Source organism: Chryseobacterium sp. Mn2064 (assembly GCF_049319685.1).
Lineage (GTDB): Bacteria > Bacteroidota > Bacteroidia > Flavobacteriales > Weeksellaceae > Chryseobacterium.
Genome location: NZ_JBMOUE010000001.1, coordinates 749,471 through 770,263, shown reverse-complemented (window position 1 = coordinate 770,263; position 20,793 = coordinate 749,471). Strand labels below are relative to the sequence as shown.

Genomic DNA, 20,793 nt, shown 5'->3' with positions numbered 1-20,793 from the left:
AGAAATTTTGTGAAAACAATAAGGTTTTTCTCTGCTTTAATTTAAAGTCCATTAAACTCAACCATAAAAGTCAAAAAAGATTTTTATACACTTAAGCTATTTAAGTTAGATACTTTGTGTAGAGGAAGTATACTAAAGTGATGTTGAAAATCGAATATTTTCTCCTGATGTAAACCTGATTGTGCAATATTTCTTTACACTTTCTAAAGTGTATAAAGTGATTGAAAATAAAAAGTTTAAACAGTTTTTTTAATAATCAAGGTTTATTTCCTTATATAGAATCAATCCATTTGTATAAATCCACTTCGGTAGCAATACCAAATGATTTTCTCAATCTACTCTTTCTGGTCTGAATAGTGCGTACAGCAAGATGGTTATACTCTGCGATATCTTTTGTTGTGAAGCCAAGTTTAAGGAGTGCCCAAAGTTTAAATTCATCAGCCGTCATATCTTTGTTGATAAGAATAAGATGATCATATAAATCTGGGAAGACATTTTTTATTCTAGGAATAAAAGCAATATCGTCATTCATTGCTAATTTTACTAATCCTTCGAGGTCTGCCTGATCTTTACTGTTAAGTTTTATGCGCATTTCAGCAATAATATCTTCACTTCTCAAGGTTCTCCGATAGAGTTCTATGATCTTAAACTGCTTGGCTACAATAAAATATCCAAGGATAATAAATCCAAGGAATACCTGTAAAAAAGTAATCAGTCTTTGGTTTTTTGAAAACATGATACTATCTGCCCCTTCTATCGTAAATATTCTAAAATCATGATAATGACTGATACTAAACAGAATAAAAACTGTACTGTACACAATTGCATTATACCAAACCGTCTTTTTTGTATTAAATACAAACAGTGAGGCCAGCATAATTACAAAATAATATAAAGACAACCCATTTTCAAAACCGGTGGTAGAAGAGAAAAAGAAGATCATGAAAAGAAAAACCTCCAGATTGAATAAAATTACAAATACATTATAACGAACTTTTGTAAAAAAGAAAAGAAAAAGATAGAACAATCCTAATGATGATAAACCGTAGAAATTGGCAGTAAGTCCAAACCACAGATCTCTACATCCATCAATAATCAAAACTATTCCAATAAAAAATGCAAACACATTTATTCTCTGAGCCTCAATACGCTCAAGAGGATCTGCGTTGGGAGCGATATGCCTATTTGTTATATAGTCCCATATTTGACGAAACATCATTTATAAATAATTTTACGAGCAAAATAAACTCCTTCACAAATCTTATGCAAAACAATTTTATATTACTTCTAAAAAACAGTTTTAAAATAAAAATCAATATAATTCATCATTTTCAGGATATTACAAAAAAACATACGACTAAAAAGAATATTCAATCTCCATTTTAAGTATCCTATTCTTACATGCACCAAGTCTGGCTCATGTTTATCACTCCAAAAATATTTTTCTCCATTTTCCCACGATATTCAAGCTCAGTTTACAATGAAACTCGATCCGAATATTACTGAGATTATATTTCTTCTGATAATCCGGTATTTTCAAAATATGTTTTTTTTTAAAAAGCATAGTAGAAAGTTCCAGAATTTCAATGAAAAAAAGTTCTTTTTTCATCAATAGATACTTACTTATTTTATATCTTTCCATATTTCGATTCAATAGATTGGGAGATCACTTTATCGGATTCATCAAATGTAAGATACAATATTTTTTTCTTTCCATACCAGAATATTTTGAGCACATAACTCCATTTTTTATCTGGATAAAAGTTGAACTCCTGACCAAGTTTTAATAAAATTTCCTTTTTTGTAAGTCCTAAAAATGTTGTGTTTTTTTTCATATTTCAAAGAATATACTATTACAAGTTGCGCGTTTCTTTTATTTCAGATGTTCGATATGTTTATGCAGGTTTATTTATAAGTCAGGGCAGTGAGCCCGCCCTGATTATACATTCTATTTTACCCACCACTGCAGATAGCGTCCCTGTCCGCTATTGAACGAGTGAGGAGTTAAATTTCCGCTACTGCATCTTACTGTTGCAAAGCTATTGTCATCAGCAGTACATTTCCCAAAGTGATGGTTCACCTCAGTTTCACCAAAAAATCCGAATAGATTATTATATTGATTAGCATTGATAGAAGTCCCATCCGGAGCTGTTATAAGCCCATTCATACGGTTTCCGGCATCCCAATGGCTTCCATATCCACCATTATTGATATAAGGACAGACATTTCCGGAATTTACCCCATTATACTGTTGTGTATTTGTGGTTCCATTATAAATATAGCCAAAGAGTTTTCCGGTAGTAGGAACATTGCTCCCTGTACAGGTTGAAACTCCTACACTGGAAATATAGTCATAGCTAGAAGATCTTGGTTTTGCATTAAAATAATTACTATTACTCCATATATCTTTAGGATCTTTAGGATTATCGGTGATATTTACTCTATAATCTCCCGGGTTTGTACTTCTCACATTCAGCATTGTAGCATTGGCAAGTCTGTGATTCTCATAAACTATTGTTCCCGACTCTGTTGTCACAGAATTCTGAACACTATCAGTACTCAGTCCGGCAGATAATTTCATATTATTAACAATACCATAGATTGTATTTCCTCCTGTGTAAAGTGTTTTTTCAGAGAATGACCATAAAAGTGTATAGCCACCATGGGTCATGTCGCAAACTGTTTTTACTGGTGTTGCGTCAGAAGCGCTGTTTTTTATCCAATATTCTCCATCTACCATCTTACCTAGCTCATAAATCTGGGAACAACGGTCGACAGGATCTGTAAAAGTTCCTAAAGTGGTATCAAAAGTAATAGTAAATGAACAAGTCTGTACATTGGCTCCATTGGTGCTAAAGGTAAAAGTATACTTTCCTACTTTTTGAGGAGTTCCTACTCCCTGCAGGGTAATATGATCACTGGAGGTTGTTATAGTTTCGTTACTACTAAAGCTTATTCCATTGTTGGAAGTGGTTGTAATAGCAATCTGTCCAATTGTTTCAACAGAAATTGGTATGGTAACCGTATTAGAAACAGGATCTAATACTGCTCCTGTAAGATAGGTTCCATTAACAGAAATTCCATCACATACAATATCATAACTGACTGTTTTTCCTTTAATAGGATTAATATATTTTGTACAAGAATCATCTTGTCTCTCATTATAAACCATTACAAGCTGATCCCCAGGAACAGGCGTAGGGGCTATCGGCGCACCAAAACCGTTTAGTGTAATCATAAAAGTTCCGGTATTTGAGAATACTCCGGATTCTTCAAAATAATAGCCGTTAGCGGTTTTTCCCACGATATGATAAGCTCCGGTTTTAGTTACCGTAACCGGCAGACGTACATAGTTGGTATTATTAAGAGCCGTTCCTTCTGTATAAGTTCCAAAAACCTTGATCTGGGAACAGTCTACCGTATATACAGCAGGTGCAAGGGTTCCGCACAGGCTCAGCCATTGTTGAGATGCCGACTGATAATAATTATAACATTTTTCATCTGTATTGTATATGGTTAAACCTTCTTCTAAAGTCCCTAGTATAAAATTTGCATCACGCTCTGCTGTTGTATATCGCTGGATAATAAGACCGTTAAATTTATCTGGTGTAGCACTTGTAGGATCTTTTCGTTCAGAAATATGTAATCCTGCGCTTGCATTAGGTTTATCTGTATTGATTCCCACTTGGCCGTTTACCCACAGCGAGATCAGTCCTGTGATAAACAACATTATATGTTTTTTCATATCCTTTAAGTTTTTTATTTTTGATCACTATCAACAATTGCTGAGTTCTTTATTAAAGCTTAGCCTGAAAAATTCTTTATATATTACTAAGTGAGCATATACCCTCAGAATGAAGGACGGAAATTTTCTTTCATACTTGTTGATGTTAGAATGATTAATGATTTAATCTGTCCTTATAAATCAGGAGCAGACCAGTATATTTCTTCTTTAGTGTTTATTGCGCTTTTATGTCTCAAAAAGGAGGAGGCCGAACTCTTGTATTATAAAAATTTATTCTTGAGAAAATTTTGACTCTTGGGAAATGACATACAGAGTCTTTTTCTATAATCATAGCGGAACGTCTGTATTTTTCAGTAACAAATCTCTGTTTTATATAAAAAGCAATTGTAGATATAGATAAGATATATTCTCTGATATACTTGAAGGTGTAAAAAGTGCACCACAAAAGAGACCTTTGAAATGCCTTTATAACTACTGTAACTGCCTTTTTAAAATACATATTAATAGCTGGAAATCTTAGCCACAACATTAGAGTTATTTAAAAAACAGCCCAATAAAACAGATACGCTACACATACCCTACAGCCTTCATATAGCATACGACAAAGATACTTCCGATATAGAGTAATACTTTGCAAATAATTAATAACCAATAAATTACAATTACATAAAATATCTCTTATAAATTCATATTTTAATAATCAGGTATGAACTCTGAGCAATTGCTTTAAGATCCATATCAAAGAATTTTGTTTTAAAAGTCACAGAATAAAAGAACAATTAAACATGAGAAATCAAGAAAATTAAACTATTCAAATAGTCATCAAAAGAATATTATTCCGTAAATTTGACTGTTTTATAACTAAAAGAAAAAAATTCTGTGGAACAACTTGACGATAAAGATGTACAGCTTCTCAGGCTGCTACAAAAAAATGCAAAACTAACGGTGAAAGAACTGGCTAAAGAAGTTAACCTTTCCCCTTCTCCTGTTTTTGAAAGGGTAAAGAGACTTGAGCAGGAAGGCTATGTCAAAAGATATGCAGCCGTTCTGGATGCGGAAAAGCTCAATCGTGGTTTTACGATTTTCTGCCAGATCAAATTAAAAATTCATGACCGATCTGTAGGGTACGATTTTGTAAAAGAAATTCTGGAAATTGAAGAAGTTGCCGAATGTTATAATATTTCCGGGGATTTTGATTTTCTATTGAAAGTTCAGGTTCGGGATATGAAACATTATCAGGACTTTGTATTTAACAAATTAGGCTCTGTAGATTCTATAGGAAGTACCCACAGTACTTTTGTGATGGCAGAGGTAAAGAATAATCATGGAATAACCATATAGTTGAAAATGGAAAATGGAAAGAGAAAAGTGATTTCCTACATACCTAAAGTAAAATGGAATACCATTATTAGAATTCAATTTTCCATTTTCAACTGGAAATTAGTTTCCTGTAAAGCTTGGGCTGCGCTTTTCTACAAACGCACCAATACCTTCATTATGATCTTCTGTTATAAACAGTTCTCCAAATAAGACAGCTTCCTGCCGCAATCCGTCTGTAAGATGCATTTCAAATCCTGTATTTAAAGACTGTTTCGCCTTTGAAACAGCTACAGGACCTCTGGAAGCAATGGTTTCTGCAAGTTTCAGTGTTTCATTCAGAAGTTCTTCAGGAGCAAAAACTTGATTCACAAAACCAAACTCTTTACAGCTTTGCGCTGAATAAAATTCTCCTGAGAAAACCATTTCTCTCGCTTTGTAGAGGCCAATTGCTCTAGGCAAACGCTGGGTTCCGCCAAAACAAGGCAATAACCCCAAGGTTACTTCCGGAAGTCCAAATTTTGCTTTTTCGCTGGCTAGGATAATATCGCAGGATAATGCCAATTCGCATCCACCTCCCAATGCAAAACCGTTTACGGCAGCAATTACGGCAAATGGTAATCCTTCAATTGCATTAAAAGCGGTTTGGGCAGCTTTGGAAAACTCTTCTGCTTCTTGAGGATTCATTTCCTGCATCGCTTTAATATCGGCTCCTGCAACAAATGCTTTTTCTCCTGATCCGGTAATGATGAGTACCCGTACACTTTTATCTGACTTGATTTGGTCGGCAAATGATTTTAATTCCTTTAAAACCTGTTCATTCAAGGCATTTAATGCCTGTGGTCTGTTGATCGTCAAAGTTCCGATATGACCATTTTGCTGATATAGTAATGTTTCGAAATTCACGTTTTAATTGATCGTTAATGGTTGAAAATTTTTAAGCTTCCGCGTTAAGAAATTGAATAATACTGGAAAAGTCTATTTTTCCGTTTCCGGCTCCGCTCCACATTCTGTATAAATTCAGGGCTGTATTTCCAAGAGGAGTAGACGTTTTTGTTTCCAGTCCGGCTTCTGCAGCCAATCCAAGGTCTTTGGTCATAAGATCTACAGCAAAGCCTCCGGAATAATTTCTGGATGCTGGAGCATTTTCCATAACACCAGGGTAAGGATTATAGACATCGAGAGACCAGTTTTTTCCTGAACTTTTCTGCATAATTTCACTTAAAACCTGAGGATTAAGACCATGCCTCACTCCCAGATTGATCGCTTCAGAAGTTCCGATCATATGAATCGCCAATAACATATTATTACAGATCTTGGCCACCTGCCCCGCCCCGGATTCCCCGGCGTGGAATATATTCTGTCCCATACACTTCAGAATCGGTCTGGCTTTTTCGTAATCTTCCTGCTTCCCTCCTACGATAAAGGTTAAAGTTCCCGCCTGCGCTCCGGAAGTTCCTCCTGAAACAGGTGCATCGATCATTTTACATCCTTTTGAAATAGCAAGCTCTGCAACAGAACGGGCCGTAACCGCATCAATAGTGCTGCTGTCGATCAAAAGTGTATTAGGTTTCAGGCTGTTTATAAAGTTTTCACAATATAATTCTGCAACGTGTTTTCCGGAAGGCAGCATCGATATGACCACATCGGCATCCTGGGCTGCGGCCAAAGCAGAATCTGCAACCTGTCCACCAGCTTCTTTCAAAGTTTGCAAGGCTATTTCCGAAAGGTCAAAACCTATAACGCTATGACCGTTTTTCACCAGGTTAGCCGCCATTGGGCCACCCATATTTCCTAATCCTATGAATGCTATATTTGACATTTTTATTAGTTTAAAAGTTAAAAATTGGTAATCATTACTTGAAATTTCCAATGATTATCACATGACAAAGAATGAAATACGTTTTGTAATTGTTTTAAAATTTACTTCCCGTTTTCAACTTTCAGCTCATAGAAATAGGAGTCTATCCATTCTTCTGTGATTTCTTCTAATGTTGCCGGGGTCCATTTTGGCGACATATCTTTGTCTACCAGTAAAGCTCTCACTCCTTCTGCGAAATCGGGGTGAATGCAGCACTGGCATGAAAGATTCAGCTCGGATTGAAAAATTTCTTCTAAGCTTAGATCTTTCCCTTCTTTCAACTGTCTGAAAATAATGTGTGCTGAACTTGGTGAACCGGCTTCAAAACTCTTTATCCCGTTATTGATCCATTCGTCCTGACCTTTTTGAGGAATTAAAATTTCTCTGAATTCATTCAAAGATTCGACTCCCTCAAACTGCTGGATAAAAGAATGATGTATTGACGCCTGAGATTCAGGAATGACTGTATCTTTCGAAATATTTTCAAGGATAGTGGAAACCGTTTTATGAGGAGATTCATTCCATTCTGTATTGAAAAGTGTATCGAGGATTGCTTCTTTTGAGGATGATTCGATATAATAATCTGCCAATCCTAAAAATTTGCAGTCAGCTCCATCAAGTCTTGCCCCCGTTAGCCCCAGATACAATCCATAAGCAGAAGGCATTTTATTCAAAAACCAAGTTCCACCTACATCAGGATATAAACCGATTGTAATTTCCGGCATGGCCAGCTTACTTCTTTCGGTAACAATACGATGGGATGCGCCCACCATTAAACCGATACCACCACCCATTACAATTCCGTGTCCCCAGACAATAACAGGTTTTGGATAGGTATGAATGCTATAATCTACCTCATATTCTTTGGAGAAAAAATCGAAACAGTCCTGAGGAACTTCTGTAGGATCAATGGAACGCTGAGCAATGATCGCATCGTGCAGCTTTCTTACATCTCCTCCTGCACAGAATGCCTTCTCACCTGCTCCCTGAAGGAATATACAGGCTACGTCATCGGATATCTTCCAGCTATCTAAAACAACTTTCAGTTCTTCTATCATCTCTAATGACAGCGAATTGAGTGTTTTTTCAGAATTTAAAGTGATAATTCCGACTTTATTTTTTATTTCTGTTAGTATTAGACTCATTTTTAAATTGAAAATTTATTTGATCTGGAAATTAAAAGCTATTTGTGAATTCAAAATACAATAAATCTTTAACTCACGCTTTTTCAATCCGTTTATTACCTTATTTGCAAAGTAGCTCCTTCTTCGAGGATCTTTCTTGAAATCACCAGTTTCATAATTTCATTGGTCCCTTCTACAACCTGATGTACTCTGGCATCACGCATCAGCCTTTCCACCGGAAAATCCTGTGTACAACCGTATCCTCCTAATATCTGAAGCGCTTCGTTACATATATTAAAGCTCATATCAGTAGCCAGCCTTTTCGCCATGGCACAATAAGTGGTTGCATTTACATCTTTAGAATCAAGCTTAAAGGCTGCCAACTGTACCATTTGGCGGGCAGCAACCAATTCTGTAGCCATATCTGCAATTTTAAACTGAAGTGACTGAAACTGCGCCAGAGATTTGCCAAACTGCTGTCTTTCATGCATATACCGCTGAGCCTGATTAACAGCTCCCTGAGCAGCTCCTACAGAACAGGTGCCAATATTGATACGACCTCCGTCCAGCCCTTTAAGAGCAATTTTAAATCCTTCACCTAATGTTCCCAGAAGGTATTTTTCATCAACTTCCACATGATCCAGAAATACAAAACGTGTAGGTTGTGTATTCCAGCCCAGCTTTTTTTCTTTTTCTCCAAAACTGATTCCCTTAGTATTGGCATGAACGGCAAATGCGCTGATTCCTTTTGTTCCGGATTCCCCTGTACGGGCCATAACAATTAGAATATCACTTTCTCCGGCTCCGGAGATGAAGGCTTTGGTTCCGTTGATGATATATTTATTGCCTTTCTTTACAGCAGTGGTTTTCAGACCTGCAGCATCAGAACCTGAACCGGGCTCGGTGAGACAATAAGATCCCAACAATTTTCCCGCTGCAAGATCCGGACACAGTTCTTTTTTGATCTCATCGCTTCCAAATTCATCCATCATCCAAGCGACCATATTATGTATGGTAATATAAGCTGTAGTGGAAGGGCAAGCTGCGGCCAATTCTTCAAATATAATGGCAGCATCCAGTCGTGATAATCCTAATCCTCCGGCTTCTTCACTGGTATACACACCGCAGAACCCTAGTTCTCCGGCCTTGGTAATGGCTTCTCTTGGGAATTTCTTTTCGGCATCCCACTCGGAAGCGTAGGGAAAAAGCTCTTTTTCAGCAAATTTTCTTGCAGCATCCTGAAATGCCAGCTGATCCTGACTTAGATTAAACTCCATAGTATTGATGTAATAAAATTAAGAATGAAAAGGAAAGTTGAACTTTGATGAAAAGTAAACGCACATTATTTTTACCGCCCAACTTTCCGTTTTCTATTATTTAAGACTGATGGTCATATTCACGTTACCTCCCGGTACGTCTTCTTCAAACCAACGGGCAGTGATAGTTTTGGTTTCCGTATAGAAACGAACTCCTTGTTTTCCATAGGAATGTAGATCTCCGAAAAATGATTTTCTCCATCCCGTAAAAGAGAAAAACGGCAATGGAACAGGAATCGGAAGGTTGACTCCTATTTGTCCTACTTCGATCTCGTGCTGGAATTTTCTTGCTGCAGCTCCGGAATTGGTGAAAATGGAAGTTCCGTTTCCATAAGGGTTTTCATTGATAATTCTGATGGCTTCATCTAGTGTTTCAGCTTTCAGTAAAAGCAATGCAGGTCCGAAAATTTCTTCCTGATAGATATCCATGTCTACAGATACGTTGCTGAATAATGTAGGCCCTACGAAATGTCCGTTTTCATAGCCTTCTACTTTGGTATCACTTCCATCTAAAAGAACATCAGCTCCCTGATCGTAAGCACTTTTGATTAATCTCAGTACTTTATCCTTAGATTGTTTATTAATTAAAGGACCAAATGCTGCAGACTCATCAGACCATACCCCTGGCTTAATGGTTCCTAATGCTTTTTTAATATCATCCACCCAATTCTGAGCTTCTCCTACCAATACCGCAACACTGATAGCCATACAACGCTGACCGGCCGCTCCACAAGAGGCACCTACCAGATTATTGATCACCTGATTTTTATTGGCATCCGGCATCACAACCATGTGATTTTTTGCTCCACCAAAAGCCTGAACTCTCTTCAGATTGTCGGTTCCTGTACGGTACACATGTTCTGCAACCGGAACAGAACCCACGAAAGAGATCGCTTTAATTTCAGGATGATTCAGAATATGGTTAACCTGATCTTTGGAACCGTGAACAATATTCAGAACACCTTTTGGGAAACCTGCTTCTAAAAACAGCTCTGCCATTTTCATGGAAGTCATAGGAGTTTGCTCCGAAGGTTTCAAGATGAATGTATTCCCACAAGCGATTGCCATAGGAAACATCCACAAAGGAATCATCGCGGGAAAGTTAAAAGGAGTAATTCCTGCGCACACTCCAAGAGGTTGTATATAGCTGTAAGTATCTACTCCTCTGGCAACATTTTCTACTGTTTCGCCCATCATCAAGGTAGGAATATTACAGGCGTGTTCCACTACTTCTATTCCTCTCCAAACGTCACCCATAGCATCAGCAAAGGTTTTTCCGTTTTCTCTGGATAAGATTTCTGCAATTTCTTTTTGATTTTCTTTTAAAAGATGCTGGTATTTCAGAAATAATCGGGCTCTTTCGGGAGTGGCTACTTCTTTCCAGGTTTTGAAGGCTTCTTTAGCGGCTTCAATGGCTTCGTCTATCTCAGATAGTTCGGTAAGGGGAACTTCTGCAAGAATTTCTAATGAAGCCGGGTTTTCTACAGGAAGATATTCTTTAGTTTTGCTTTCTGTAAAATTTCCATTGATTAATATTTTTACTTTTTGTGACATATTTTTCCGGTTGATTACGAAGAGTTTAAAGTTGAAAATGCAGAATTCATCATTAGACGTTTTCTTTTCATTTTCAACCTTTTACTCTCCATTTTTCATTTTAAATGATTAAAAGATCAACAAATTCATTAACATTCAGATTGACTAATGTATCATACTCCAATGAATGTTCAAGAATCGTTTTCTGCTGTTTTTCAGGGAAAATACGGGCAAGATTGACCTTATATTTTTTGATAAGCTCAGGAATTCCTTCTTCTCTTCTACGTTTGTGACCGATAGGATATTCTACAACAATTTCATCCAGAATGGTTCCGTCATTTAATTCTATCGTCATTGCATTGGCAATGGAACGTTTTTCCGGATCGTGATAATCTGTTGTAAACTGAACATCTTCTACACATTCAATTTTATCTCTCAGAATATCGATTCTAGGATCTGAAGCGATATTATCCTCATAATCTGCAGCTGTAAGTCTTCCATAAATTAAGGGTACAGCAACCATATATTGGATACAGTGATCACGATCTGCCGGATTGTTTAATGGTCCTTTTTTATCAATAATCCTGATCGCTGCTTCATGCGTACGGATGGTTACTTTTTTAATATCATCTGTTGTTTTTCCAAGGCCTTTCAATGTCGCATTTAACGTCATTGCTGCTTCTACAGCTGTCTGCGAGTGAAATTCTGCAGGGAAAGAAATTTTAAATAAAACATTTTCCATTACGTAAGAGCTGTAATCTCTCTGGAATTTGAATTCATTTCCTTTGAAAGAAACGTCATAGAATCCCCATGTTTTTGCTGTTAAAACGGACGGGTATCCCATTTCTCCTGTTTTAGCAATCAGAGCAAGACGTACTGCTCTTGATGTAGCATCTCCTGCCGCCCAGGATTTACGTGAACCTGTATTAGGTGCATGACGGTAAGTTCTCAGAGATTGTCCGTCTACAAAAGCCAGTGATACGGCATTGATGATTTCATCACGGTTTAATCCTATCAATTTTCCTACTACTGCAGTAGAGGCAAGTTTCACCAATAGTACGTGGTCTAATCCTACTTTATTGAACGAGTTTTCCAAAGCCATTACTCCCTGAATTTCGTGAGCCATGATCATTGCTTCTAAAACCTGCTTCATTTTCAAAGACGCTTTTCCTTCTGCAATATTGGTTCTGGACAACCAGTCAGCGGTAGCTAAAATTCCGCCAAGATTATCAGATGGATGTCCCCATTCTGCAGCCAGCCAAGTATCATTGAAATCTAACCATCTGATGATTGCTCCAATATTGAACGCAGCCTGAATAGGATCCAACTGAAATTGTGTACCAGGAACTTTTGCTCCGTTTGGAACTACCGTACCTTTCACTACAGGGCCTAACAATTTTGTACAGGCAGGGTACGTTAATGCCTCCAAACCACACCCGATTGTATCTAAAAGACAGTAGTGAGCGGTCTTCCAGGCTAAATCGTTTTTAATTTCATAGTTTAATACATAATCTGCAATGCCTACTAATACTTTGTCCGGTTGTGGTCTTTCGTTTGAAATGTGTGAACTCATTTTTTTATCGTTGAAAATTTTTATTAATTGAAAATAGTATGTGAAAATTGAAAACAGCTTTCAAATTTTCAGGATTTTATTATTTTCTGTCGTTGATGGATACAAATTCTTTGTTTTCTGGGCCTGTATAATTGGCACTTGGACGGATGATTTTACCATCCTGTCTCTGTTCTATGATGTGGGCACTCCATCCTGTAACTCTTGAGATCACAAATAAAGGAGTGAACATCAGGGTCGGAACTCCCATCAAGTGGTAAGATACGGCAGAGAACCAGTCAAGATTCGGGAACATTTTCTTTTCTTCCCACATTACGCTTTCCAGTCTTTCTGCAATATTATACAAAAGCATGTCTCCTGCTTCTTCAGAAAGTTCCTTAGCTACTTTTTTGATCACAACGTTTCTTGGATCTGAAATAGTGTATACAGGATGTCCGAATCCAATAATCACTTCTTTATTGGCAATACGTTGGCGAATATCTGCTTCTGCTTCGTCAGGAGACTGATAACGGCTCTGGATTTCAAAGGCTACTTCATTGGCTCCTCCGTGTTTTGGACCTCTTAAAGCCCCAATTGCCCCTGTGATACAAGAATAAAAATCGGATGCCGTTCCTGCAATAACACGTGCTGTAAAGGTGGAAGCATTAAATTCATGCTCGGCATAAAGGTTAAGAGAAATTTCCATTGCCTTTACCCATGAATCCGGTGCTTTTTTGCCGTGTAACAGATGTAGGAAGTGTCCACCAATCGTATCGTCATCTGTTTCTACATCGATTTCTTTACCATTGTGGGTATAGTGATACCAATACAATAATCCTGATCCAAATGATGCCAACAGTTTGTCTGCAATATCTCTGGCTCCCGCAATATTATGATCGTCTTTTTCCGGCTGGATACTTCCGATTGCGGATACCATGGAACGCATTACGTCCATTGGGTGAGCTGCGGCAGGGATACTTTTAAGTATATTTCTTACGGAATGTGGTAATCCTCTTAAAGATTTTAATTTTGCTTTATAGTTTTTCAGCTGTGCTGCTGTTGGTAACTGACCGTATATCAACAGGTAAGCCACTTCTTCAAATTCTGCTTTTTCTGCCAGATCCAGGATGTCATATCCTCTGTAATGGAGATCATTTCCACTTTTCCCTACGCTGCAAAGTGCTGTATTACCAGCTGTTACCCCTGAAAGCGCAACGCTTTTTTTAGGTTTAAATGTTGGTTCAGTGCTCGTCGACATATCAATAATTTTGTTTAAAAAGGTTATCTAATTTTTGTTCATAGTCATAATATCCAATGCTTTTGTAGAGTTCTTCTCTGGTCTGCATTGTATCCAATACATTGGCTTGAGTTCCGTCTTTTCGGAGGTGTTCATATACATTTTGAGCGGCTTTATTGGCTGCACGGAAAGCAGAAAGCGGATAAAGAATCAATCCTACGCCTGCATTCTTCAATTCTTCAACGGTATACATTTTAATCATTCCGAATTCAGTGATGTTAGCCAAAACCGGAATTCCTGTAGCGTCTACAAATTTTTGGTAAAAGCTCAAATCCGGAACTGCTTCTGCAAAAATGAAATCTGCTCCTGCTTCTTTGTAGGCAATGGCTCTTTCTAATGTTTTTTCAAGACCTTCATTAGCGAAAGCATCTGTTCTGGCTCCAATAACGAAATTTTCATCAGTACGGGCATCGGCAGCAGCTTTTAACCTGTCAACCATTTCATCCTTGCTTACCACTTCTTTACCTGGGCGGTGCCCACATCGTTTTGCACCTACCTGGTCTTCAATGTGCAATGCAGCTGCTCCTGCCTTTATCAAAGACTTTACGGTTCTGGCTACATTAAATGCAGAAGGACCAAATCCTGTATCTACATCTACCATCAATGGCAAGTCGCAGACATTGGTAATGCGCTGAACATCTATTAAAACATCTTCAAGAGTCGTAATTCCCAAATCCGGAATTCCTAAGGAACCCGCAGCTACCCCACCGCCGGAAAGATAAATTGCATTGAAACCAGCCTGCTGAGCGAGTAATGCATGATTGGCATTGATAGTTCCAACGATCTGAAGTGGACTTTCTTTTTGCATGGCCTCCCGGAATTTACTACCCGGAGACTTCAAACTTTCACTTTTAGTCATTTTAATATTTATTGTTTAGTTGAAATTTGTTCGTTAATGAAAAATAGTCACGGCAATAGCTATCCGGACGTGATATCCTGATAACAGAAATAAAATGCTCAGAAGAAGACTGATGCGTTTGGACCGTTTCCTGAAGTTTTGAATGTGATAAAAATATTCCCGTATAAGCCTGAGTGTGGTAAAGGCTATAACTTCTGCATGTATAATCAAGATCGGATGGGTACATTTTTTAACTTTTTACATTGATAAATCCTTATAAAAAGTTCCTGATAAACTTCACAATGCCTGTGTGGGAAGAAAAATATGGGAAAGGAAAATACGGTACAAGACAGTGTAATAAAAGAGCGTACTGCTCCACTAAAAACTCATCTCACAAAATAACAAAAGATTTTTACCAAACTGTTATCCATATCGTATCATACCTGACTATAAGCTTCAGACCGCGAAAGCATCGTCAATTCGAAATAGGCAGGTCTCCTGACTTGTAACAGTTTTTATCGTCCTTCCCATATAACCAGGTATACAGTGGACCTCTATTTTGATAAAAACCTATATGTTACTTACAGTTGCGCGACAGTTCGTGATTTGCACACGATTCCCTTTTAATACACAGCTAAGTGCAACCATTTTCGGTTGATAAAGAAGGTGTTAAGAACTCCTTGGTGGTAAATATAGTTATTTTATAAAAACGACCAAGAGATTTTATGCAAACAATAATTATTTTAACATAACCCCCTGTAAATGTTTAAATTAAAAAAAAATAATTCACCAATAGAGCATTATAATTTAGACAATAACATTAATTTTTTGTTACTAAATTCATAGGATATGATGAAAAAAAACCAGACAACCACAAACAAAAAGCCTATTTTTTCATATGCCTGACATTCACAAATAGTAATAATTTCTAAGGGAGTTTTTACACTGTAAAAAAGATTCGGCCCATTGCTTTTAGCAATGGGCCGAATCTTCTGTCACAACTTTCAACAAGCGGATATATTATTTTAAATTTCTAGATTTTAACTCTTCCTGTAATTCCCGATCCGCTTTTTTTGAATTAATCACAAAAGGGAGAAAAATAACAGGGAGAAAAGTAAAGAATCCAAAGCCGTTTTTCACTGTACTGTAGACAGAAATACCAGCCATAAATCCTATGATCACAGCATTCGTTATTTTGCTGGATTTGGCTTTTTTGGCTTTTTCTATCAGCTCCTGATCGGTTAGCTCTTTCATGTTGCTTTCCATCGGTTATTGGGTCGTAAGGTTATTTGTTTTACTTTGAAATTGATACGTAATGGAAATTTCAAGACGAAATTCTGTCTAAAAAAATCCTACAGTATACGTGCCTAAAGTACAAAAATATTTTCTTACCGATTCGGAGCCGCTCAATGGTCAGTGCTTCTTCAACTGTTCTGGCGATATTGTTATAATTTTTGTTGCAGACCTCAGCTGAGTGCAGCAACAGGATAGAGATCTTTAAACTTCACAAAATCTTCTAAGGTATACTCCGGACAGGCTCCTTCCTGTGAAGTTATAAAAGCTCCCAGCGACACTGCCTGAGTCATGATTTCATGAGCAGATGCCTTATTTCCGATTCTTTTGGAAAGAAATCCTGCTAAGAATGAATCTCCGCTACCTACAGTATCTTTTACCTCAACCGGTATCGTAGGATAAAGATAGAATTCATTATCCCTACAATATAAAGCCCCTTTGCTTCCCTTAGAAATAATAATCTCCCGAATTTCGAATTTTTCCTGCAGATACCGAATGCTGTCTTCTTCGGTCTGGTATTCTTTATTTAGGAAATCCAGAACCATCCTCAATTCTGCTTTATTGAATTTTGCCAGATGGGTTTTGTGTAATAATTCGTTGATAATATTGATATCATAATAAGGCTCTCTCAAATTAATATCAAAAACATTGTATGTACCCGATTCAAGCAGTTCAAATAATGTATTTTTTGTTTTCTCATTTCGGGCAGCAAGAGTTCCAAAGACTAAAGCATCTGCATTTGTTACCAAATCTTGGTCTTTTGAAGTCATTTCGATAAAATCCCAAGCTACGTTTTCTATAATGTCATAATGGGCATCATTATTTTCATCCACAGTAGCTACCACCGTACTTGTAGGATGTGTATCCGTTATCTGAATATGATCTGTTGAAATTTGCCAGTTATTAATTTTCTGTAATAGCTCACCGCCCAGTTCATCATTACCTACACTGCTGATCATCTCTACATCCAGCCCCATTTTAAAAAGGTGATAAACCACGTTAAAAGGCGCTCCACCAATTCTTCTCTGCTCTCCCGGAAATATATCCCAAAGAACTTCTCCAAAAGAGACTATCTTATGTTTTTTTTCTTCCATTATTAATTAAATTATATATTAAAATTTGATAATCTAAAGATACTCAAGGATAATACACCGCCTTTCTGACAATGATAAGATAAAATCTTCATATCCCCAAGTATCCTTTTTTATCATCATTTGTGTTTTCCAATTCGTTAGATGAAAATTATTTTATTTTTAAAATGAATAGGCCTGAACTGAAAACTGAAGAAATGCATTATTATTTACAGGATTCCACATTCCCCATATTCCGATAGGTATTTTATATCCTTCAATGGTAAAGCTTTTTGAAACGATAAGACTTATTTCATTAAACCCTGCTTCTTTTGCAAAGAAATTGTTTTTTTCACCCTTGTTATTCAGTGCAAATCCATAGCCAACTCGTCCCCTTACTTCCAGATTTTCTTTTTTATAGACAGGATATTCACCTGACACAAAAGAAGAATATTTATTCTCCGTATTGCTACTGTTTCTGTCTCTCCCGAAAACAACGGTATTCCAACTCAGGATCAGAGGAAATTTCTCACTGATGGTATAATAAGACCTCAGATCCCAGAACCTCCCGGTTTTCGCAGCAGAATAATTGAAAAATTCTTTATTATTATACGTTGCCCCAGGAGAAAAATTGTAGATATCCCAAAGTTCCAGCACCAAATGTTTGTTTTTGTAGCCAATATAGTTGTTGAACTCTTTGTAAGAACCATCTACATTGCCACCAGCCCAAAAACCTCCATAAAAATTTTTAGAATCCAAATGGAGATCTCCGGTGTATATTAATCCCGCAGAAACCTCCAACCCTCTCCAGAGGTGACTGTTCCTAAGCTGTAAAGCAGAATGTATCTCCTGTGCGTTCAGCAACAGATTACCAACAAGAAGGGAAAAAGCAGGTAATAATTTTAATTTCATCATGGTATGTTTTTTTTAAATAATAACTATCAGTTGATAAGATCTTTTTCTCTGATTCTGGAGCCGAACAAAGCATAACACAGCATCAGCAACTCACAGATAACGGTAAGAAACCATGTCCATCTCCATGATCCGAAAATATCTGCCAGGCCTCCCTGAATAAGGGTAAAAATAGCGCCACCAAATACTGCAGAGATAAATATTCCGGAGGCTTTTGACGTGTATTTGTTCAATCCTTTGATAGATAAAGAGTAGATACAGCTCCACATCGAAGAATGAAGAAGGCCGATTGCTACAAGAAACCAGAGATTCTGCGTTATCATAGAAACTAAAGCCAGTATGGTTGCCAAAATCGTTGTGACAATCAATTGTGTTCTTGCAGAAATGGTATTGAAGAAACTGGAAACAGATCTTCCTACCAAAAATCCACCCCAATATAATGTAGACAGCAGCGCGTGAATTCCAAGGTCTACTCCTCCGATAATAATATCGGTCTTTCCAAAGAAGCTGATCGGATGCCCTGAATCCATCAGTTCAAAAGCGTAAAGATTAATATTTGCTCCAATAGCAACCTCTGTTCCTACATAAAAGAAAATCGCAAGAACTCCCAGTACAAAATGTCGGAATGACCAGATGCTTCTTTCCAGTTTTTCTCCGCCCACCGCTCTTGTATTTTCAATATCCGGAAGGTGAAGTTTTTTGGTGATTACAATAATGACCAGAATACAAAGGACAAGCATTGAAAGAGGAAGCAGCAACTGTCTGATCTCAATACTTTCTATAGAAATTCCACTGAACATCACGACAGTTACAAAAAAAGGTGCTGAAGTGGTTCCTATCGAGTTAATTGCTGTTAAAATATTCAGACGCTGAACAGGCTGAGTGCCTTTCATTTCATACGATGCCGCATAAGGATTTACAACCACCTGAATAATTGCCGCTGCAGTACCCATCAGATACGACCCGACCACAAAAATCAGAAAGCCAAAGGGAATGACAGCATCTTTAATACTGAATTTCAAATCGGGAAACTGTGATCCAAACCACGATGATGACAGATACATAAACAAACCTGAAATCATAAATAACAAGCCTCGCAGAATGGTATTTTTATAACCGAATGCATTCACCCATTTACTTCCCAATGTTCCATTCAGAAGATATCCCAAAAAGAAAAAGAAGGTAATCATGGTCGTGAATGTATTTTTAAGGCTTCCCGCATGGCTGAGAAAAGTAAATTTCAGAGGAGCCTGCAATTGTTCATTCACCGTAGTTAAAAAACCTACAATAAAGTAAATAAAGGTGATTATCGCAAAAGGAAGAACGGGATTATTCGATTTCCCTCCTGAAGTCTGTAAGTCGGATTGTATCATCATGGCAGTTAATTATAGTATTGATTTTAGAACAGAAGCACTTCCCTCGTTTTTGATCTGGCTTACCAATCGAATGTACAGATCCACAAACTGTTGTGAAGCTCCAAGATCTGTCCCTTTAAAAGCTGATAATTTCAGGAAATCAAGGGGTTCATCATTGTAGATCAAAGTTTCATCATCTGCAGTAAGCCATGGTTCTGCTGTTTCATAAGAATGACCGTTATCATCCGTCTTATATTTCAGATAATGTCTGTAAGAAGCGATCAGAAAAGCAGGTCTGGTAAGGTCTGCATCAGCTTTGATCATTTTATCCAGATTAGGAATAATATAAACCGGAAATTTTGAAATTCCATCAAAACATAAACGGCTTACCTGATCGCTCACACTATGATTGGAGAATCTCTCAATAAGAGTTGTTTTATATTCTTCAAGATTTGTATTCTTTGGCGCAGGAACAAAAGGAGTAATATCGACATCCATAAAATCGCGGATAAATTTTACGATATCACGATTTTCCATAGCTTGATCTACTTTTCGGTATCCCATCAAAAAAGAAGGATAAGACAACAGGGTGTGCGATGCATTTAAAAGGCTTAGCTTCATATTCTCAAAAGCGGTCACATCATCGGTAAACTCTACTCCTACTCTTTCCCAGGCAGGTCTTCCGGCTATAAAATTGTCTTCTATTACCCATTGTGCAAAATCTTCACAGTAAACGGGCGCGAGATCATTGGCTCCGCTATTCTGGTTCAGTCGAACAATATCTTCAGGGGTTGTGGAAGGAGTAATTCGGTCAACCATACTGTTGGGAAAAGTAACATTCTCTTTCACCCATTCCGCAAGGTCCTTGTCTCTGGCTTCTATGAAAGTTGTAAAAGCTCTTTTAGCAGTATTACCGTTATGCTGAAGGTTATCACAGGAAAGTATTGTAATTCCTCCATTATTTTTCATTTTTCTGCGATGCAACCCTTCTGCTATAAATCCAAAAACAGTGGTCGGGCTTTGCGGATTTTGAAGATCATGCTGAATCTTTTCATCCTGTAAAAGAAATTCTCCTGTTTCCTTATCCAGGTTATATCCGCCTTCTGTAATGGTTAAAGTGATTATTTTTACATTGCTGTCGGCAATTTTTTCTTTCACAGCTTCCGGATCTTCAATTCCCCAGATAAGTTCTCTTAATGATCCTATGTTGTAAACTTCATCTTTCCCGTTTCTTCCACATACGGTAAGGGTATAGTTCAAATTCTGAGTTCTCAGATCATGAACGATCTTCTCATCGGAAGGCAGCAGGCATACTCCGCAAATCCCCCATTTTTTCTGGTCTTCAAATTCCAGTAAGGTATTTGTGTAAAACTGCTGATGGGCACGGTGGAAATTTCCTACACCAATATGTAAGATTCCTGCCGTTATTTTTTGAGCATCGTAATGATAAAAAATTGGGTTCATAATGTAAAGAATGATTAATAGGTTAGTCAATGTGTTAAAACTATATTAACAATCTGTTCATCATTTGTTTTTTTTTCAAAATTTCCACTGGGAACGTTCTCAAAAATCCGGGCACGTTC

Annotated in this window: 17 protein-coding genes and 1 riboswitch; of the genes, 1 reads left to right on the top strand and 16 read right to left on the bottom strand. The window is 37.3% G+C overall.

The window, feature by feature from the left end; genetic code table 11:
* Window positions 1-271: 271 nt before the first annotated feature.
* The 3 genes from ACL9RH_RS03305 to ACL9RH_RS03295 all read right to left on the bottom strand — a co-directional run bounded on the left by ACL9RH_RS03305 (window position 272) and on the right by ACL9RH_RS03295 (window position 3,745).
* A complete protein-coding gene (locus tag ACL9RH_RS03305) occupies window positions 272-1,219 on the bottom strand; it encodes a helix-turn-helix transcriptional regulator (protein ID WP_422691913.1) in 948 nt (315 codons plus the stop codon).
* Window positions 1,220-1,628: 409 nt separating this feature from the next.
* Window positions 1,629-1,835 (bottom strand): hypothetical protein, encoded by a 207-nt coding sequence (locus ACL9RH_RS03300; protein WP_422691912.1) that lies wholly within the window; start codon window positions 1,833-1,835, stop codon window positions 1,629-1,631.
* 113 nt (window positions 1,836-1,948) lie between these two features.
* The gene (locus ACL9RH_RS03295; RefSeq protein WP_422691911.1) at window positions 1,949-3,745 is read right to left on the bottom strand and encodes a hypothetical protein; all 1,797 of its coding nucleotides are present in this window, start codon (window positions 3,743-3,745) and stop codon (window positions 1,949-1,951) included.
* A gap of 879 nt (window positions 3,746-4,624) precedes the next feature.
* Between ACL9RH_RS03295 and ACL9RH_RS03290 the strand changes: the two genes are divergently transcribed.
* Window positions 4,625-5,086, top strand: coding sequence for an Lrp/AsnC family transcriptional regulator (locus tag ACL9RH_RS03290; protein WP_422691910.1), 462 nt, complete (start codon window positions 4,625-4,627; stop codon window positions 5,084-5,086).
* Window positions 5,087-5,185: 99 nt separating this feature from the next.
* Here ACL9RH_RS03290 and ACL9RH_RS03285 read toward each other — a convergent pair whose 3' ends face one another.
* The 13 genes from ACL9RH_RS03285 to ACL9RH_RS03225 all read right to left on the bottom strand — a co-directional run bounded on the left by ACL9RH_RS03285 (window position 5,186) and on the right by ACL9RH_RS03225 (window position 20,674).
* Entirely contained in the window at window positions 5,186-5,968 is a 783-nt protein-coding gene (locus ACL9RH_RS03285) for an enoyl-CoA hydratase/isomerase family protein (protein WP_422691909.1), read from the bottom strand.
* Window positions 5,969-5,999: 31 nt separating this feature from the next.
* Window positions 6,000-6,884, bottom strand: coding sequence for a 3-hydroxyisobutyrate dehydrogenase (gene mmsB / locus ACL9RH_RS03280; protein WP_422691908.1), 885 nt, complete (start codon window positions 6,882-6,884; stop codon window positions 6,000-6,002).
* A gap of 101 nt (window positions 6,885-6,985) precedes the next feature.
* Entirely contained in the window at window positions 6,986-8,068 is a 1,083-nt protein-coding gene (locus ACL9RH_RS03275; protein ID WP_422691907.1) for an enoyl-CoA hydratase/isomerase family protein, read from the bottom strand.
* Between the two features lie 95 nt (window positions 8,069-8,163).
* A complete protein-coding gene (locus tag ACL9RH_RS03270) occupies window positions 8,164-9,324 on the bottom strand; it encodes an acyl-CoA dehydrogenase family protein (RefSeq protein WP_422691906.1) in 1,161 nt (386 codons plus the stop codon).
* 96 nt (window positions 9,325-9,420) lie between these two features.
* Window positions 9,421-10,917: a CoA-acylating methylmalonate-semialdehyde dehydrogenase gene (locus ACL9RH_RS03265; protein WP_422691905.1), complete on the bottom strand. Its 1,497-nt coding sequence runs from the start codon at window positions 10,915-10,917 to the stop codon at window positions 9,421-9,423.
* A 100-nt stretch (window positions 10,918-11,017) separates the two neighbouring features.
* A complete protein-coding gene (locus ACL9RH_RS03260; protein WP_422691904.1) occupies window positions 11,018-12,469 on the bottom strand; it encodes a bifunctional 2-methylcitrate dehydratase/aconitate hydratase in 1,452 nt (483 codons plus the stop codon).
* Window positions 12,470-12,548: 79 nt separating this feature from the next.
* Window positions 12,549-13,703, bottom strand: coding sequence for a bifunctional 2-methylcitrate synthase/citrate synthase (gene prpC, locus ACL9RH_RS03255; RefSeq protein ID WP_422691903.1), 1,155 nt, complete (start codon window positions 13,701-13,703; stop codon window positions 12,549-12,551).
* A 1-nt stretch (window position 13,704) separates the two neighbouring features.
* The gene (prpB, locus tag ACL9RH_RS03250; RefSeq protein WP_422691902.1) at window positions 13,705-14,601 is read right to left on the bottom strand and encodes a methylisocitrate lyase; all 897 of its coding nucleotides are present in this window, start codon (window positions 14,599-14,601) and stop codon (window positions 13,705-13,707) included.
* A 450-nt stretch (window positions 14,602-15,051) separates the two neighbouring features.
* A riboswitch (cobalamin riboswitch) is annotated at window positions 15,052-15,244 on the bottom strand.
* 356 nt (window positions 15,245-15,600) lie between these two features.
* A complete protein-coding gene (locus ACL9RH_RS03245; RefSeq protein WP_422691901.1) occupies window positions 15,601-15,834 on the bottom strand; it encodes a hypothetical protein in 234 nt (77 codons plus the stop codon).
* A 212-nt stretch (window positions 15,835-16,046) separates the two neighbouring features.
* The gene (locus tag ACL9RH_RS03240; RefSeq protein WP_422691900.1) at window positions 16,047-16,967 is read right to left on the bottom strand and encodes a carbohydrate kinase family protein; all 921 of its coding nucleotides are present in this window, start codon (window positions 16,965-16,967) and stop codon (window positions 16,047-16,049) included.
* Window positions 16,968-17,126: 159 nt separating this feature from the next.
* Window positions 17,127-17,858: a hypothetical protein gene (locus ACL9RH_RS03235; protein ID WP_422691899.1), complete on the bottom strand. Its 732-nt coding sequence runs from the start codon at window positions 17,856-17,858 to the stop codon at window positions 17,127-17,129.
* A 26-nt stretch (window positions 17,859-17,884) separates the two neighbouring features.
* The gene (locus ACL9RH_RS03230) at window positions 17,885-19,231 is read right to left on the bottom strand and encodes an MFS transporter (RefSeq protein WP_422691898.1); all 1,347 of its coding nucleotides are present in this window, start codon (window positions 19,229-19,231) and stop codon (window positions 17,885-17,887) included.
* 9 nt (window positions 19,232-19,240) lie between these two features.
* Window positions 19,241-20,674: a mannitol dehydrogenase family protein gene (locus tag ACL9RH_RS03225; RefSeq protein ID WP_422691897.1), complete on the bottom strand. Its 1,434-nt coding sequence runs from the start codon at window positions 20,672-20,674 to the stop codon at window positions 19,241-19,243.
* Window positions 20,675-20,793 lie beyond the last annotated feature (119 nt).